This is a genomic window from Terriglobales bacterium (genome assembly GCA_035454605.1).
Lineage (GTDB): Bacteria > Acidobacteriota > Terriglobia > Terriglobales > Acidobacteriaceae > DATMAB01.
Window position 1 is genome coordinate 1 of sequence record DATIGQ010000144.1, and the last position, 15421, is coordinate 15421.

Here is a 15421-nt window from a genome sequence, read left to right on the forward strand (position 1 = left end):
GGCCACCGGCGCCGGCCAGATCAAGACCGGCTCCGCCTCACGCACCGACCGCATCGCCAAGTACAACCAGTTGCTGCGCATCGAGGAAGAACTGGGCCGCGCAGCCAGGTTCCTGGGCATTGAGGCGGTAAATTACGGCGAAGCATAGTTCCTCGCGATATCGATGGCCCGTCCGAAACCTCTCATCCTCGTGATTCTCGACGGCTGGGGTTACGCTCCGCCCTCCAAGGCCAATGCCATCTCCCTCGCTCGCAAACCCAACTATGACCGGCTGCTGGCGGAGTATCCCAACACTCTCATTCACACCAGCGGGCGCTATGTCGGTTTGCCGGAAGGCCAGATGGGCAACAGCGAAGTCGGACACCTGAACATCGGCGCCGGGCGCGTCGTGCACATGGACATCACCCGCATCGACCGCATGATCGAGAGCGGCGACTTTTTCTCTCACCCCGTGCTACTCGATGCCGTCAAGCACGCCCGCTCCGGAGGACGGCGCCTGCATCTGTTCGGCCTGCTCTCCGACGGCGGCGTGCATTCCCATCAGACCCATCTTTACGCGCTCCTGCGCCTGGCGAAACAGAGCGGCGTGGACCGTGTCTTTGTGCACTGCTTCATGGACGGGCGCGACACGCTGCCCACCAGCGGCGCCGGATACGTGCGCCAACTGCAGCAGAAGATGCGCGAGTTCGGCGTAGGTAAGGTGGCTACGGTAAGCGGCCGCTACTACGCCATGGATCGCGACCGGCGCTGGTCGCGCATCGCCCAAGCCTTCGATGCCATGGTCGGGGGAAGGGGCGAAGCCGGGCGCTACATCGACCCCGTGCAGGGCATCCAGGAGTCCTACCAGAACGAAGTGACCGACGAATTCGTCGTACCGTTCGTGCTCACCGACAATCGCGGCGAGCCTCTGGGCCGCATCCGGGAGGAAGACGCCTGCATCTGTTTCAACTTCCGCGCCGACCGTGCGCGGCAGATCACGCGGGCGCTGGCACGCAACAGTGGGCTCACCGCGGAAAACGGCCTCGACCTACCGGACGCCGCCGCTCTCGACGCCGAAATACCGCGCGTCCTCGTCCCAGACAATCTCAAGTACGTTTGCATGACGCAGTACGACAAGAAATTCACGCTGCCCGTAGTAGTGGCCCCGGAATCGCTGGAAAACATCCTGGCCAACGTCATGGGAAGAGAGGGCCTCCACAATCTGCGAGTGGCAGAGACGGAAAAGTACGCCCACGTGACTTACTTCTTTAACGGAGGAGTCGAGCACCTTTTTCCGGGCGAAGAGCGCGAACTGGTGTCTTCGCCCAAAGTCGCTACCTACGACCTGCAGCCGGAGATGAGCGCCGCCGGGATCGCTGAGGAAGTGGTGAAGGCTGTGGAAGGAGGCGCATTCGACCTCGTTATCGTGAACTTCGCCAACGCCGATATGGTGGGGCATTCCGGCCGCATCGAGCCCACCGTGCGCGCGGTAGAAACGGTGGACGCCTGTCTGGGTCGCATCTACCAGGCACTGCGGGAGCGCGGCGGGGCGATGATCGTCACGGCCGACCACGGTAACGCGGAACAGATGATCGATCCCGCAACCGGCGGACCGCACACCGCCCATACCACCAATCCCGTGCCGCTGATCGTGGTGGCCGAGAACAAGAGCCGCTTCCGCCTGCGCAACGATGGCGCGCTACAGGATATCTCTCCCACCGTCCTCGGGATGCTCACGATTGACCAGCCCAAGGAGATGACAGGCAAGGACCTGCGCATCCAGCTGGATAAGAGCTGAGGGAACCTCCGCATGAAGGTCATCATCGCCCTCAGCCATCCCTTCGAACTCTGGAATGCGCCGCCGTGGCTGGCGGAGCGCTTGCGCCGTGATTTTCCCCGCGCGGAGTTCCGTGACCTGGGCGGATATGAGGGGCTGGATCGAGAGATCTCCGACGCCGAGGTGCTGTTTGGCTGGTCGCTACGCCCGCAGCAGTTGCAGGCGGCGCGCAAGCTGCGCTGGGTCCATTCTCCCGCGGCCGCTGTCCACCAGTTGATATTTCCGGAGATGGTGGCGAGCAGCGTGGTCCTCACCAACGCCCGGGAAGTGCACGGGCCGGTGGTCGCCGAGCACGCCATCGCGCTGGTGCTGGCGCTGGCCAAGCGCCTGCCTTCCGCCATGCGCAGCCAGCAGCGGGGCGCCTGGGGCCAGCAGGCGATGTGGGAGGAGCGTCCCCGGCCGCGCGAGGTGCAGGGCGCCACGCTGGGGTTGATCGGACTGGGCAGCATCGGGCGCGAGGTCGCAAAGCGAGCCAAGGCGCTGGGCATGCGCGTGGCCGCCGTGCGCGAGCATCCGGAGAAGGGAAGCGAGGGCGTCGATGTGGTTTACGGTCCGGCCGATCTCAACCGGATGCTGGCGGAAGCTGACTATGTGGTGATTGCGGCGCCCATCACCAACGCCACGCAGTCCATGTTCGATGCGGCGCAGCTGGCGCAGATGAAACCGGACGCTTACCTGATCAACGTCAGCCGCGGACAGTTAGTGGACGAAGGCGCTCTGGCGGATGTTTTGCGCCAGAAGAAGATCGCGGGTGCGGCGCTGGACGTGTTCTCCGTCGAACCCCTGCCGCAGGATTCACCGCTCTGGGGGCTGGACAACCTGCTGATCACGCCGCACACCGCGGCGGTCACGGAAAAACTCTGGGAGCGGCACTACGCGCTCATGCGCGAGAACCTGCGCCGCTACCTGGCGGGAGAAGCGCTTCTCGGCGTGGTGGACAAGAAGAAGGGATACTGATGGCATCTAGTCCTCTGATCACGTCGTCATCGAGTCATCTGAAAACCGCGTGCCGGTAGAATTGTAAGGTCCAGGCGTGGCATCAGGTTTTCGATGACAAGATGACCAGATGACAACATGACGAGATTCCCATGACTGTTCGCCGCATGAAGACGTACACCGGAGAAACCGGATACGTCTACCAGTACTATTTTGTGGGGAAGCGCGTGGCTCTGGAGAGCGAACCGGAGGCTCCGGCCATCGAGTTCATCTTTGACGTCACCGCGGACCGCAAGACCACGTTTGCGGTCAGCGTTTTCCTCAAGCCGGAGGCTCTTCTGGCCTGGGAAAGCGCGCACGGCCGGGCCTTGACCGAGACCGAGCAGTACGCCGCCGGGAAGATGCGTCTGTTTCGCGCTTTCGACCAGGTCGAGCGCCTTCGTGACGAGGGCCGGCGCTTGCGCATCGACGCCTCCGATATCGAGGGCCTTCTCGGCACCCTGGGGCTGGAGTAACCGGTTTTGCGCCGCGCCCGGCTTTATAATCAGTGGAATCGATGCCTCTCCTCTGGCTGCGAGTCGCGCTGGTTTTCTACGGCTTTGGCCTGCTCTACGCCCTGCTGACGCTGACGGGCCGGGGCCGTGCTCTGGCCCGGCTTACCGTTCCTGCCGTGGCCGCGGGCGTGGTATTCCATTTCGTCTCCCTGGCCGAAGCGGCGATGGCCACCGGCCAACTGACGCCGATCTCGCTCTATCACTCGGAATCGCTCCTGGCCTTCCTGGTGATGGTCTTTTTCCTGGTTGTCTATTGGCGATACCAGACCACCGCTCCCGGCATCTTCGTCTTCCCCCTCGCGTTCCTGCTGACGTTCTCGTCTGCTATCGGACAGCAACCGCCGGAGTTCGCATCGCCGCTCATGCGCAGCGGCTGGATCGTTACCCATATCGGCCTGATCTTCACCGGATACGCGGCGCTGTTCCTGAGCTTCGCGGCCAGCCTGCTGTACCTGCTGCAGGAAAGCAGACTGAAGGCCAAGCGGACCCACGGCGTCCTGGCGCGCCTGCCCGCCCTGGAGGTTATCGACGAGATCGGCTACCGCTCCCTGCTGCTCGGTTTTCCCTTCATGACTCTGGGCCTGCTGGCGGGCTCGGTGGTGGCGGCGCAGCAGTTCGGCCCGTCGTACCTGCTGGATCCCAAGGTCCTGCTGTCGCTGGTGATGTGGGCGCTCTACATGGTCCTGCTCTACACGCGCTGGAGCGCCGGCTGGCGCGGGCGGCGGGCGGCGTTCCTGTCTACCGTGGCCTTCGTGGTGGCCGTGGGAGCCTGGGCTGCCAATTACTTCAGCGAGGTGCACCGCTTCACGCCATGAAGTTCCAGCTCATCGGCGTCAACCATCGCAGCGCGCCTGTGGCGGTGCGGGAACGGCTGGCGGTGCCGGAATCGCGCCTGCCGGAGGCCATGCGCCGCCTCTCTGTGCATCCCGGCGTGGATGAAGGCCTGGTGCTCTCGACCTGCAACCGCGTCGAACTCCTTACGCGTTGCACCAACGGGCGCGCCGACCTGCGGAGTTTTCTCGCCGACTTTTTTCAGGTCGACCCCGCTGCCTACGAACCTCACCTCTACGAGTATGAGGACCTGGATGCAGTGCGCCACGTCTTTCGCGTCGCGGCCAGCCTGGACTCCATGGTGGTGGGCGAACCCCAGGTGCTGGGACAGGTGAAAGAGTCCTACGCGCTGGCCCGCGCCGTGGGCTCCGTCCACTCGCATCTCGACGCGCTCATGACCCGCGCCTTCGCCGTGGCCAAACGCGTGCGTACCGAGACCGCCGTGGGCAGTTCCTCGGTGTCCGTGGCCTCGGCCGCGGTTGAGCTGGCCGGGAAGATCTTCGGCAGCCTCGAGGGCAAGCGCGTCTATCTGGTGGGCGCGGGCAAGATGAGCGAACTCGCGGCCCGCCACCTGAAAGCGCAGGGCGCCGACGCCATCTTTGTGGCCAACCGCACCCACGAGCGCGCGCTGGAGATGGCCGAACGCATCGGCGGCCAGGCCATGCTCTTCGAGCAGCTCTACGACACCGCCGACCGCGCTGACATCATCATCACCTCCACCGGCGCGCCCCACCACATCTTCCGCCGCGAGCATGGCGAGTTGTTCCTGGCGCGGCGCAAGAACCGCCCCATGTTCTTCATCGACATCGCGGTGCCCCGCGACGTCGATCCGGAAATGAACAAGCTGGACGGCATCTTCGTCTACGACATTGACGACCTGGGGGCCGTCGTTTCCTCGCACCTCGAAGGACGGCGCCGCGAGGCCGAGCGCGCCGAGAGCATCATCGAGGCCGAGGTGGCGCGGTTCCACGCCCGCCTGGAAACGCTTCAGGTCGTGCCCACCATCGTCTCCCTGCAGGACCACCTGGAAACCATCCGCCAGGCGGAGATCGACCGCGTACGCGGCCGCCTGGGCAAGCTCACCGCCGAGCAGGAAAGCGCTATCGAGACCATGACCCGCGGCATCGTCAACAAGGTGCTGCACACCCCTGTGACTACCTTGAAAAGCGCCGCCGGTCAGCCCGAGGCCACGACGTTGATTGACGTAGTACGGCGGCTGTTCAACCTGCGGGACCAGGGCCCCAAGGCCTGATGGCCCGCCTGCGCATCGGTTCCCGCGGTTCGCAACTCGCCCTCTGGCAGGCCCATCACGTGGCCGGTTTGCTCCGCGGACGGGGGCACGAAGTTGAGATCGAAGTCATCCGCACTACCGGAGACAAGATCACCGATGTCGCCCTCTCCCGCGTCGGCACCAAGGGCATGTTCATCAAGGAGATTGAAGAAGCGCTGGCCGAGGGTCGCATCCACCTCGCTGTGCACAGCCTGAAAGATCTGCCCACCGACTTGCTGCCTGAGTTCACCCTCGCCGCTGTGATGGAAAGGGAAGACCCGCGCGACGTCTTCGTTTCCACGCGCTTCGCACGACTACTCGATCTTCCACAGGGAGCGCACGTGGGCACCAGCAGCCTGCGCCGCGAAGCGCAATTGCGAGCCTTGCGCTCCGATCTGATCGTCCATTCGTTGCGCGGCAACGTGGATACACGCCTGCGCAAACTGGAGGCCGGTGAGTTTGACGCTATCCTGCTGGCCGCCGCGGGTGTGAAGCGCCTGGGCCGCTCCGAATCCGTGCGTGAGGTCCTTCCCATCGAGACCATGTGCCCCGCGGCCGGTCAGGGAGCCCTGGCCATCGAGACACGCGCGGCGCACAGCGCAACGCTCGCTCTACTGGCGTTTCTCGATCATGCGGCCTCGCGGCGTACCGTCATGTGTGAGCGCGCCCTGCTCCGAACCCTGGGCGGAGGCTGCCAGGTGCCCATCGGAGCCTGCGCCGAACACGATGGCAGGGGCCTGCGGCTCACGGCCGTGGTGGCGCGGCCAGATGGCTCCGCCGTCTTGCGGGAGACCGCTAACGGCTCGGACCCGGAAGAGCTAGGACGTAGCTTGGGTCAGCGCCTCCTCCAAATGGGAGCGGCCGAGATCCTGCGCGATGTTTATGGCGCTCCAGGAGCGGTGCCGGAGCAACCGTGAGTCGAGCGAAAACAACGCCCGGGCCGCTTACTGGTTGCCGCATCCTGGTTACCCGGGCCCGGCATCAGGCCGGCGTCTTGTCACGCGCCTTGCGCCGCGAAGGCGCTACGGTCATCGAAATACCCAGCATCGAGATCCGCCCGCCGCGCTCCTTTCGCCGCCTCGATTCCGCGCTTCGCCACATCGGCCAATACGACTGGCTCATCCTTACCAGCGTGAACGGAGTGGAAGCACTCTTCGCGCGGCTGAGACGCCTACGAATTTCCACCCAAGCCTTGGAGCACCTGCGCATTGCGGCCATCGGTCCGGCCACGCGCAAGGCTATCCAGAAGCGGAGACTGCGCGTGAGCGTGATGCCTCGGGAATACGTTGCCGAGGCCGTGGTCCGCGCACTACGCGGCCGAGCGGCAGGGAAGCGGGTGCTCCTGGTGCGGGCACGGGTGGCGCGGGACGTGATCCCTCGCGAACTGCGCCGGGCCGGCGCCAAGGTGCACGTTGCCGAGGCCTACCGCACCACCGCGCCGAAGCGCTCCCGGGCCCGACTGCGTGCCCTGCTCCACAGGTCGAATCGCCCCCACGTGGTCACATTCACCAGTTCTTCCACCGCCCGAAACCTGGTGGAACTCCTGGGGGGAAAGCAACACGCCCGCCGCTCACTGAAAGGAATCCGTCTGGCCTCGATCGGACCAGTAACCACGGGGACGCTGCGCGAACTCGGACTGCGCGCGGACATTCAGGCGACGACCTTTACGATTCCGGGTTTGGTGAAAGCCTTGAAATCTCTTGGCGGGGCACGGCGGAGGTAGGCTGCTACGGTTTCGCCGCCTTGTGCACCTCGACCGTCGACCAGGTCTTGTCGGCGGCGTGGCACAGGTTTTCCAGCCGGCATTCCGCGCACCGCGGCTTGCGCGCCACACACACTTTGCGCCCGTGCCATATCAACTGATGGGCGAACTCGATCCACTTTTCCTGCGGAATGGCGCGCATCAGGTCCTGCTCGATCTTGGCCGCGTCGGTCTGTTTCGTGAGCTCCAGCCGCCGCGCAATGCGCTGCACGTGCGTGTCCACCACCACGCCCACGGCTTTCTTGAACCACGTTCCCAGCACCACGTTGGCCGTCTTGCGGGCCACGCCCGGCAGGGTCAGCAGCTTCTCCATCGTGTCCGGGATTTCTCCCCCGTACTCGCTCGTCACCCGCTGGGCTGCGCCCACGATGGACTTGGATTTGTTTCGGAAAAATCCCGTCGAGCGGATATCCGGCTCCAGCTCTTCGGGCTTGAGCGCCGCAAAGTGGCGAACCGAGGGATATTTCTGGAACAGCCCCGGCGTCACCTTGTTCACGCGGACGTCGGTGCACTGCGCGGAGAGGATGGTGGCCACCAGCAGGTCCCAGGCGCTCTTGTGTTCCAGCGCGCAGGTCACGCCGGGATAGTCCTGATCCAGGCGTTTCAAAAGCTCGCGGATGCGCTCGGACGCTACCGGGTCGTACTTCGCCGCAGCCTTGGGCTTGGCCTTGGGCCAGCCAGGTGCGCTTTTTCGCGGCGGAGCAGCAACCGCCTGCCGGCGGGCGCCGCGGCCGCCGGCGGCAGCCCGGGCCACGCCCTCATGACGTCCACTGCGTGACGGCTGCCGGGTCAGCATTCCTCGTGGCACGTCCGCTCACCACTCCTTCCGCCGAGCCGGTACAATTGTAATCTTTCACTCGGAGCACCCATGGCATCGCGTAGCAAGCTCGAGGTTCCGGCGGCGCAGGCGGACCTGGCCGCCGTCCCGCTGACCATCGAAGGCTCCAGCGTCCTGCATCAGATGCTGCGCTTCCGTTGGTCGGCGTGGCGTGAGGCGCCGCAGGCCGACAAGGCCGCCATCGTGGCCGAAGCTACGCAAGCCCTCGCCGGCCTCGAGCGCTCGAACAGCGCCCTGTACTCGCTGCTCGGACACAAAGGCGACTTGATGCTGGTTCACTTCCGCGATTCTTTCGACCAGCTCAAGCAGTCCGAGCTCGCTCTTTCCGGCCTGCGCCTGTGGGATTTCCTGGAGCCCGCGACCTCGTATCTCTCCGTCATCGAGCTCGGTCTGTACGACTCCTCCACCAAGCTCTACCGCCAACTGCAAGAGCAGGGCGTCGAGTCGCACTCAGCGGAGTGGAAAGCCGTCGTGGACGAGACCGTAGAGCGCCAGAAGGAAGCCATGCGCCCGCGTCTATACCCGGAGATACCGCCGGCTCGTTACGTCTGCTTTTATCCCATGGATCGCCGCCGTGGCGAGCACAAGAACTGGTACACGCTTCCCATTGAGGAGCGCGCCCGCCAGATGGAGGAGCACGGCCTGGTGGGCCGCCGCTACGCCGGCGCCGTGCGCCAGATCATCACCGGTTCCATCGGCTTCGACGATTGGGAGTGGGGCGTGGATCTCTTTGCCGACGATCCGCTGGTCTTCAAGAAGCTCATCTACGAAATGCGCTTCGACGAAGTCAGCGCCGTCTACGCGCTGTTCGGCCACTTCTATGTCGGCCTGCGCGTGCCCGCCGACCGCCTGGGGGAACTGCTTTCCGGCCGCCTGCCGAGCTTCGAGCCCTCGAAGTAGGCGCTCATCCGACGCGCGCGCCGTTAGGTACCGGCGCTTCCGGAACCGCCAGCACCGGCATGATGCCGTCCTGGTAACCCAGGTCGAACAACATGCCTTCCGACATCACGCCATGGATCTTCCGCGGCGCGAGGTTCACCACGAACAGCGCCTGCCGCCCGGCGATTTCCTGCGGGTCGGACCGCTCCTGCTTCAGTCCGGCTACGATGGTGCGCGTATGGTCACCGAAGTCCACGCGCAGTGCTACCAGCCGCTTGGATCCGGCGATGTCTTCGACGGACGCGATCGTCCCTACGCGAATGTCGATCTGTTCCAGCACTTCCGCGGCGACCACAGGTTTCACCGGCGCAGGTGTCATGCCGGGTATTCTACTGATGCCTGCCGATTGACGCCGCGCCCCGGTCTGGTTAGTCTGGATGCTGATGTCGGTGAAAGCCATTCAGCTCGGCCAGGTCTGGCGCAACGATGCCGACGGCCTCAACTACCTGGTCACCAAGCTCTACAAGGAAGTGTTCACGCAGTTCGCCATGCTGCGCCACGCCGACGCCACCGCCGCCTCCAGCGACACCGTGCGCGTCAAAGTGGAAAAGACCGCCGACGGCTTTACCCTGCCTGGCTACACCTACACGCAGGAATCCCAGGAGTTCTAGCGGGCCATCGATGGTGGCCACCCCTGTCGTGCCTGCCGCGCCCGCTTTGCCCTGCTGCGCAGCCGGAGGCAGCCGCGCATGATCACCCGTCTCCTTGCCTGGCTGAGCGGCTTCGTCATCGCGACCATCTCCAGCTCCGGCTACCTCGGCATCGTCGCGCTGATGGCCATCGAGTCGGCCTGCATTCCCTTGCCCTCGGAAGTCATCATGCCGTTCTCCGGATACCTGGTGTACACCGGGCGCTTCAATCTCTGGTGGGTGGCCACCGCCGGCGCTATCGGCTGCAACCTGGGCTCGGTGCTGGCTTACGAGCTGGGCTCTTACGGCGGACGCCCGCTGGTGGAAAAGTACGGCGCCTACCTGCTGCTCAGCCGCCGCGAGCTCGAGTGGGCGGACCGCTTCTTCGCGCGCTACGGCTCCGCCGCCGTCTTCATCGCGCGCCTGCTGCCGGTGGTACGCACCTTCATCGCCCTGCCCGCCGGCATCGCCCGCATGCCCCGCGTCCCGTTCCACCTCTACACCTTCCTCGGCTCCTGGCCCTGGTGCTTCGGCCTGGCATGGCTGGGCATGAAAGCGGGGGAGAAATGGAATTACCTCGGCCCTTACTTCCACGAATTCGATGCCGTCATCGGCGTGCTGCTGGCCGCCGCAGTCATCTGGTTCGTCTGGTCGCGCTGGAAGCACCGCGTGCGCGCTAAGTAGCTGATGGTCTTTCGGAGGGGCACGGCTTTAGCTGTGCGGACGCTCGCCCTTCTTCTCTTTGTCATCCCGAGCGAGCCCGCGCCGCCGAGTCCGCGTGGCGGACAAGGGGGAAAGCAAGGGCGAGTCGAGGGACCCTGGGGGTGCTTTTTTGGGGGAACGAGAAAGCGCCTACGCGATCCTTATCGCTTTCGTAATCAGCCGCTCGTACACCTTCCACGGCAATAGCGCCTTGATCCACGTCATCGTGTGCGCATCCGGCCCCACCAGGTAGCGCAGCCGCGGATTTGGATCGTCGGCGACATCAGCGATCTTCCGCGCCACCACCTGCGCGTCCCGCTTTACGACTTTGGTTTTCACGTACTCGGAATAACGCTTTCCCCGTTCCGCGTTGGGCGAGGCCGGATCGAAGACCCGCTCGCCGAGTTTCACGTTACGGTCCCATATATCGGTCTTGTAGGCGCCGGGCTCGATCAGCACCACTTTGACGCCCAGTTCCAGCATCTCCATGCGCAACGCCTCGCTCCAGCCTTCCAGCGCCCACTTCGACGCTGAATACGAACTCACCACCGGCGTCGCCGCCCGCCCGTTGATGGAGGAGATCATCAGGATGTGCCCGCTCTTCTGCGCCCGCATCACCGGCAGCACCGCCTTGGTCATGGCGACGTGGCCGAAGAAGTTGGTGTCCAGCTGCTCGCGTATCTCTTCCAGTTTCAGGTCTTCGATGAACCCGGCCACGGCGAAGCCGGCGTTGTTTACCAGCACGTCGATGCGCCCGTAGTCCCGCACAATCCCCTCGACCACGGGCACGATGGCGGGCGTGTCGGTCACGTCCAGCTTGCGCACGTCGATGCGCTCGGCGACGCCCGCCGCCGCCGCCGCTTCATCCAGCAGCCGGCGCCGCTCCAGGTTGCGCATGGTCGCGACCACCCGGTATCCGCGCCGCGCCATCTCCACCGCCGTCAGCAGCCCGAACCCGCTTGAGGACCCGGTGATAACGGAAACTCGTGTGTCCGCCATGCTCGCTCTCCTTCCCGTGGGCAATTGAATCATGCCTGGCGGAGAGCGCAAAGCGGAAGGCGCATCGGAGTTTGCAAATGCGCGTTCGATACGAGAAGATATTGCGTTTGTCCATCCCGTCCAAATCCACCAGGTAGGACCCGCACTCATGGCACGCGTTTCCGCTCCGAAGAAGGACGCCCGTCGCACCGCCGCCATCGCCCCGGCCAAGGGCAAGCTGGGGGTGATGATTCCCGGCATGGGCGCCGTAGCCACCACCTTTGTCGCCGGCGTCGAGGCCATCCGGCGCGGCCTGGCTGCCCCCATCGGCTCGCTCACCCAGATGGGCACCATCCGCCTGGGCAAGCGCACCGACGGCCGCACGCCCGCCATCAAGGACTTCGTGCCGCTCGTCAACCTGCCCGACCTGGTCTTCACCGGCTGGGACATCTTCCCGGACGACATGTACGCCGCCGCCTCTAAAGCCGGCGTGCTCGAGCAATCGCTCCTGGACAAGGTCAAGCCGTTCCTGCAGACCGTGAAGCCCCGCAAGGCCGTCTTTGACCGGCGCTACGTCAAGAAGCTCGACGGCCCCAATGTGAAGAAGGGCCGCAACAAGATGGAGCTGGCCGAGCAGGTGAGGGAAGACATCCGCCAGTTCCAGAAGACTTCCGGCGCCGACCGCCTGGTGATGATCTGGTGCGGCTCCACCGAAGTCTTCCTCACGCCCGGACCCGCGCACACCTCGCTGGCCGCCTTCGAGAAAGCCCTGCAAAAGAACGACGACAGCATCGCGCCCTCGATGATTTACGCCTACGCCGCTCTGCAGGAAGGCGTGCCGTTCGCCAACGGCGCTCCCAACCTCACCGTGGACATCCCCGCCATGCACGAGCTGGCGCGCCGTCACCAGGCGCCCATCTGCGGCAAAGACTTCAAGACCGGCCAGACCTTGCTCAAGACCATCCTCGCGCCCGGATTCAAGGCACGCATGATCGGCCTGCACGGCTGGTTCTCCACCAACATCCTGGGCAACCGCGACGGGGAAGTGCTCGACGACCCCGAGTCTTTCAAAACCAAAGAAGAATCCAAGCTCTCGGTGCTCGAGCAGATCCTCCAGCCCGAGCTTTATCCCACGCTGTACAAGGACTTCTACCACAAGGTCCGCATTAACTATTACCCGCCGCGGGGCGACAACAAAGAGGGCTGGGACAACATCGATATCTTCGGCTGGCTGGGCTACCCCATGCAGATCAAGGTGGACTTCCTCTGCCGCGACTCCATCCTGGCCGCCCCCATCGTGCTCGACCTCGTCCTCTTCCTCGACCTCGCCCAGCGCGCCCCCGCACTCCGCCGCCTGGGCATCCAGGAATGGCTCAGCTTCTACTTCAAGTCGCCCATGACCGCCCCGGGCCTATATCCCGAGCACGACCTGTTCATCCAGTTGATGAAGCTGAAGAACACCCTCCGCCACCTGGAGGGCGAAGCCCTGATTACCCACCTGGGGCTCGAGTACTACGACTAGGCGAAGTGACACGAGCCAGGAGGCATGCCATTAAGCTCTCAGTCTTTTGCGGAGTGAGCGTGGACGGATTTCTCGCGCGGCCGGACGACGCGCTCGATTTCCTGGAAACCGGTGAGCAGGAGCCGCACGGCTTCGAAGAATTCTACGGCAGCGTCGATGTCGTCGTGATCGGCCGCAAGACCTTCGAAGTCGTGCTGACCTTCGGCAAATGGTTTTACGGCAAGAAGCCGGTGGTCGTGCTGAGCCGCCGTCGGCTCGATTTCTCGCCGGTCAAAGGCGGGGTGGTCGAGCAGATGTCGGGAGAACCGGCCCAAATCGTTGCCCAGCTCAAAGCGCGCGGTTACAAACACGCGTACATAGACGGCGGCGTCACCATCCAGCGATTCCTGGCCGCTGAGCTCATCGACCGCTTGGTGGTCACGCGCGTGCCCGTGCTCATCGGATCAGGCATTCCGCTGTTCGGCCCACTGCCGCGCGACATCAGTCTTCGGCACGTTGCGACCCGCTGCTATAAGGGTGGCCTGGTGCAAAGTGAATACCAGGTTGGCGCTCGACCGCGCACGCGGGCTCGGAAGAAGGCTCCGTCGTCGCGAGCGAAAAGTTCAGCCAGGCGGAAACGAAAGTCGAAGTGAAGCATCGCCGCCATGAGGGCGGCTTGGTGGCGGCATGGCTCTGGTCGTGTTTCTCCGGGGTGTCAACGTCGGCGGCCACAGGACGTTTCGCCCCAGCATCCTCGCAAAGCGATTGCGCGACCACGACGTGGTGAACATCGGCGCTGCGGGAACGTTTGTCGTTCGGAGACCCGGACCGAAAGCGAAGTTTCGTGCGGCGCTTCTCCGCAAGCTGCCCTTCAAGGCGGAAGTCATGCTCTGCGAGGGTCGCGATCTCCTCCGCCTGGAGACGCAAAATCCGTATGGACCGTCACATCCCGATGTCGTTCGATTCGTGAGCATTCTGTCGAAACCAAGCCGCGGCCGGGTTGACATTCCGTGCGCATTTCCGCCACGCGGGAAGTGGTTCGTGCGAGTGATCGCGTCGCGGAAGTGCTTCGTCTTTGGAGAGTACCGGCGGCACATGAAGACCATCGGCTATCTCGGCCAGATCGACAAGCTGTTCGGCGTGCCGGTGACCACGCGCAACTGGAACACCATCCTCGCGGCCATCCGGATCTTGAAGGACCAGGAGAAGAAAGGGAAGGGTAGACCAGAGACTCGAAAGCTCAACTAACAGCTGCCAGTCTACCCGTTTGCTTTGCGATACTCGTCGAACTTCTCCACGAACCGGTCCACATCCTTGTGCAGGATGTAGTAGGGCGTGGAGAGGCGGAGCTTGGAGGGCTCGCCGCCGCGGATGCGCACCTTGTGCTGCTTCCACAGCCAGTTCTCGAGCTTCATGCGCTCGACTCCGGGCAGGTTGACCGTCACGATGCCGCAGCGCAGGGCCGCATCGGGCGAAGTCCAGCTCTCCGCGCCACGCTCCGCCATCTTCCCGTGGATGTAGTCAGCCATCTGTCGATGGCGCTTTTCGATGCGCTCCATGCCGATCTTTTCGGCGAACTCGATGGAAGCCTTCAGCCCCCAGAGCGACGGCACATTCGACGACCCGATGCGCTGGAAGCGCTCGGCGCGGATCTTCGGTTCGTCCCAGCCTTCGGTGGCGATGGTGTTCCACACCCGGTCGATGACCTCGTTGCGGACGTAGAGGAACCCGCTGCCCTTGGGCGCTTGCAGCCATTTGTGTGGGCTGGCGCTGTAGAAGTCGCAGCCGATCTCGCCGATGTTCAGGCGCATCATGCCCGGCACGTGCGCCCCGTCGAGCGCCGAAAGGATGCCTTTGGAGCGCGCCAGCGCGCAGATCTCCTTCACCGGCAGGACCACGCCGGTGACGGTGGTGATGTGGCTGACGAAAATCACCCGCGTCCGCGGCGTAATAGCGTCATCGATGAGGTTCAGGATTTCAGCCGCATTTTTGGGCGGTTTGGGCAGGGTGAACTTCTTTACCACCGTGCCGTAGCGCTTGGCCCGGAGCTGGAAGGGCATTTCGCCCCCGGGATGCTCCTGGTCGCTCATCAAGACTTCATCCCCGGCTTTAAGGTCTATGCCGTTGGCGATGTAGCTATTGGCCTCTGTGGCGTTGCGCAACAGGGCGACCTCGTCGCGGGTGGCGCCCACGAAGGCGGCCAGCGGGTCGCGAAACTGGTTCCAGGCGGCATAGCCCCAGATGGGATAGTCCTCGGGATCCTCCTGGGCCAGCTTCTCGGTTTCGCGGTAGCCGTCGAAGATGGCCTGGAGCACGGGAATCGGGCTGGAACCTACGGTGCCGTTGTTGAGATAGACCTCGTCCTCGGGGATAAGGAACTGGCGGCGCAAGGTGGCCCAGTACGCCTCCTGGTCGCGCCCGTAGAGGTCGGGCGCCGGCAGGGGCTCGCTGGGCAACTGGGCCAGCAGGTGGGGCGAAAGGGCCGCCGTAGCGGCCAGTCCGGCCCCCAAGTGCAAGAACGAGCGGCGGTTCAGCATCGCGGTGCCTCCCGGATTCGCCGCCATGCTACGGGCATTCCGAGAGCCGCTCAAGAAGATTGTGAGAAGGTCAGGAAACGTAAAGGGCGGCGAATGAATCCAATGGGATAGATAGGAATCCGCTTCGA

General features: G+C 64.4%; 17 protein-coding genes. 13 read left to right on the plus strand and 4 right to left on the minus strand.

All coding sequences use genetic code 11. From position 1 onward, the window contains the following. Positions 1–163 precede the first annotated feature (163 nt). From gpmI to VLE48_10415, 7 genes are all read left to right on the plus strand, one after another. Positions 164–1777, plus strand: a complete 1614-nt coding sequence (gpmI, locus tag VLE48_10385) for a 2,3-bisphosphoglycerate-independent phosphoglycerate mutase (protein ID HSA93408.1) — start codon at positions 164–166, stop codon at positions 1775–1777. A 12-nt stretch (positions 1778–1789) separates the two neighbouring features. Beyond that, positions 1790–2773, plus strand: a complete 984-nt coding sequence (locus tag VLE48_10390) for a D-2-hydroxyacid dehydrogenase (GenBank protein ID HSA93409.1) — start codon at positions 1790–1792, stop codon at positions 2771–2773. 131 nt (positions 2774–2904) lie between these two features. Continuing rightward, a complete protein-coding gene (locus tag VLE48_10395; protein HSA93410.1) occupies positions 2905–3267 on the plus strand; it encodes a hypothetical protein in 363 nt (120 codons plus the stop codon). A gap of 41 nt (positions 3268–3308) precedes the next feature. Then, positions 3309–4121 (plus strand): cytochrome c biogenesis protein CcsA, encoded by an 813-nt coding sequence (gene ccsA, locus VLE48_10400; GenBank protein HSA93411.1) that lies wholly within the window; start codon positions 3309–3311, stop codon positions 4119–4121. Beyond that, positions 4118–5389, plus strand: coding sequence for a glutamyl-tRNA reductase (hemA, locus tag VLE48_10405; GenBank protein ID HSA93412.1), 1272 nt, complete (start codon positions 4118–4120; stop codon positions 5387–5389). Before ccsA ends, hemA begins: the two co-directional genes overlap by 4 nt. After that, the gene (hemC, locus tag VLE48_10410; GenBank protein ID HSA93413.1) at positions 5389–6324 is read left to right on the plus strand and encodes a hydroxymethylbilane synthase; all 936 of its coding nucleotides are present in this window, start codon (positions 5389–5391) and stop codon (positions 6322–6324) included. Before hemA ends, hemC begins: the two co-directional genes overlap by 1 nt. Then, a complete protein-coding gene (locus VLE48_10415) occupies positions 6321–7130 on the plus strand; it encodes a uroporphyrinogen-III synthase (GenBank protein HSA93414.1) in 810 nt (269 codons plus the stop codon). The genes hemC and VLE48_10415 overlap by 4 nt, the downstream gene beginning before the upstream one ends. A 4-nt stretch (positions 7131–7134) precedes the next feature. On the opposite strand, the gene nth is transcribed toward VLE48_10415, so the two are convergent. Beyond that, the gene (nth, locus tag VLE48_10420; GenBank protein ID HSA93415.1) at positions 7135–7977 is read right to left on the minus strand and encodes an endonuclease III; all 843 of its coding nucleotides are present in this window, start codon (positions 7975–7977) and stop codon (positions 7135–7137) included. 60 nt (positions 7978–8037) lie between these two features. Here nth and hemQ point away from each other — a divergent pair, with 60 nt between their 5' ends. Beyond that, positions 8038–8907, plus strand: a complete 870-nt coding sequence (gene hemQ, locus VLE48_10425; protein HSA93416.1) for a hydrogen peroxide-dependent heme synthase — start codon at positions 8038–8040, stop codon at positions 8905–8907. A 4-nt stretch (positions 8908–8911) separates the two neighbouring features. Here the strand turns inward: hemQ and VLE48_10430 are convergent, their stop codons facing one another. Continuing rightward, a complete protein-coding gene (locus VLE48_10430) occupies positions 8912–9265 on the minus strand; it encodes a hypothetical protein (GenBank protein ID HSA93417.1) in 354 nt (117 codons plus the stop codon). 64 nt (positions 9266–9329) lie between these two features. On the opposite strand from VLE48_10430, the gene VLE48_10435 reads away from it, so the two are divergent. Both VLE48_10435 and VLE48_10440 read left to right on the plus strand, forming a co-directional pair. Further along, complete coding sequence (locus VLE48_10435) at positions 9330–9557, plus strand: hypothetical protein (protein HSA93418.1); 228 nt, start codon at positions 9330–9332, stop codon at positions 9555–9557. Positions 9558–9635: 78 nt separating this feature from the next. Beyond that, positions 9636–10259, plus strand: a complete 624-nt coding sequence (locus VLE48_10440) for a DedA family protein (protein ID HSA93419.1) — start codon at positions 9636–9638, stop codon at positions 10257–10259. A 168-nt stretch (positions 10260–10427) separates the two neighbouring features. Here the strand turns inward: VLE48_10440 and VLE48_10445 are convergent, their stop codons facing one another. Further along, positions 10428–11276: an SDR family oxidoreductase gene (locus tag VLE48_10445; GenBank protein ID HSA93420.1), complete on the minus strand. Its 849-nt coding sequence runs from the start codon at positions 11274–11276 to the stop codon at positions 10428–10430. A 148-nt stretch (positions 11277–11424) separates the two neighbouring features. On the opposite strand from VLE48_10445, the gene VLE48_10450 reads away from it, so the two are divergent. From VLE48_10450 to VLE48_10460, 3 genes are read left to right on the plus strand one after another with little or no spacing between them, the layout of a single operon-like run. Further along, a complete protein-coding gene (locus VLE48_10450; protein ID HSA93421.1) occupies positions 11425–12777 on the plus strand; it encodes an inositol-3-phosphate synthase in 1353 nt (450 codons plus the stop codon). Between the two features lie 53 nt (positions 12778–12830). Continuing rightward, a complete protein-coding gene (locus tag VLE48_10455) occupies positions 12831–13409 on the plus strand; it encodes a dihydrofolate reductase family protein (protein HSA93422.1) in 579 nt (192 codons plus the stop codon). Positions 13410–13443: 34 nt separating this feature from the next. Further along, positions 13444–14004, plus strand: a complete 561-nt coding sequence (locus VLE48_10460; protein HSA93423.1) for a DUF1697 domain-containing protein — start codon at positions 13444–13446, stop codon at positions 14002–14004. An 11-nt stretch (positions 14005–14015) separates the two neighbouring features. Here the strand turns inward: VLE48_10460 and VLE48_10465 are convergent, their stop codons facing one another. Continuing rightward, positions 14016–15320: an aminotransferase class V-fold PLP-dependent enzyme gene (locus VLE48_10465; protein ID HSA93424.1), complete on the minus strand. Its 1305-nt coding sequence runs from the start codon at positions 15318–15320 to the stop codon at positions 14016–14018. Positions 15321–15421 lie beyond the last annotated feature (101 nt).

Bases quoted from the DNA above. Each gene is read 5' to 3' on its own strand.
- VLE48_10390 (HSA93409.1), top strand. From the start codon at position 1,790: ATGAAGGTCATCATCGCCCTCAGCCATCCCTTCGAACTCTGGAATGCG.
- hemC (HSA93413.1), top strand. From the start codon at position 5,389: ATGGCCCGCCTGCGCATCGGTTCCCGCGGTTCGCAACTCGCCCTCTGG.
- gpmI (HSA93408.1), top strand. From the start codon at position 164: ATGGCCCGTCCGAAACCTCTCATCCTCGTGATTCTCGACGGCTGGGGT.
- ccsA (HSA93411.1), top strand. From the start codon at position 3,309: ATGCCTCTCCTCTGGCTGCGAGTCGCGCTGGTTTTCTACGGCTTTGGC.
- VLE48_10450 (HSA93421.1), top strand. From the start codon at position 11,425: ATGGCACGCGTTTCCGCTCCGAAGAAGGACGCCCGTCGCACCGCCGCC.
- VLE48_10445 (HSA93420.1), bottom strand. From the start codon at position 11,276: ATGGCGGACACACGAGTTTCCGTTATCACCGGGTCCTCAAGCGGGTTC.
- VLE48_10460 (HSA93423.1), top strand. From the start codon at position 13,444: ATGGCTCTGGTCGTGTTTCTCCGGGGTGTCAACGTCGGCGGCCACAGG.
- VLE48_10395 (HSA93410.1), top strand. From the start codon at position 2,905: ATGACTGTTCGCCGCATGAAGACGTACACCGGAGAAACCGGATACGTC.
- hemQ (HSA93416.1), top strand. From the start codon at position 8,038: ATGGCATCGCGTAGCAAGCTCGAGGTTCCGGCGGCGCAGGCGGACCTG.
- VLE48_10430 (HSA93417.1), bottom strand. From the start codon at position 9,265: ATGACACCTGCGCCGGTGAAACCTGTGGTCGCCGCGGAAGTGCTGGAA.
- hemA (HSA93412.1), top strand. From the start codon at position 4,118: ATGAAGTTCCAGCTCATCGGCGTCAACCATCGCAGCGCGCCTGTGGCG.
- VLE48_10435 (HSA93418.1), top strand. From the start codon at position 9,330: ATGTCGGTGAAAGCCATTCAGCTCGGCCAGGTCTGGCGCAACGATGCC.
- VLE48_10465 (HSA93424.1), bottom strand. From the start codon at position 15,320: ATGGCGGCGAATCCGGGAGGCACCGCGATGCTGAACCGCCGCTCGTTC.
- VLE48_10440 (HSA93419.1), top strand. From the start codon at position 9,636: ATGATCACCCGTCTCCTTGCCTGGCTGAGCGGCTTCGTCATCGCGACC.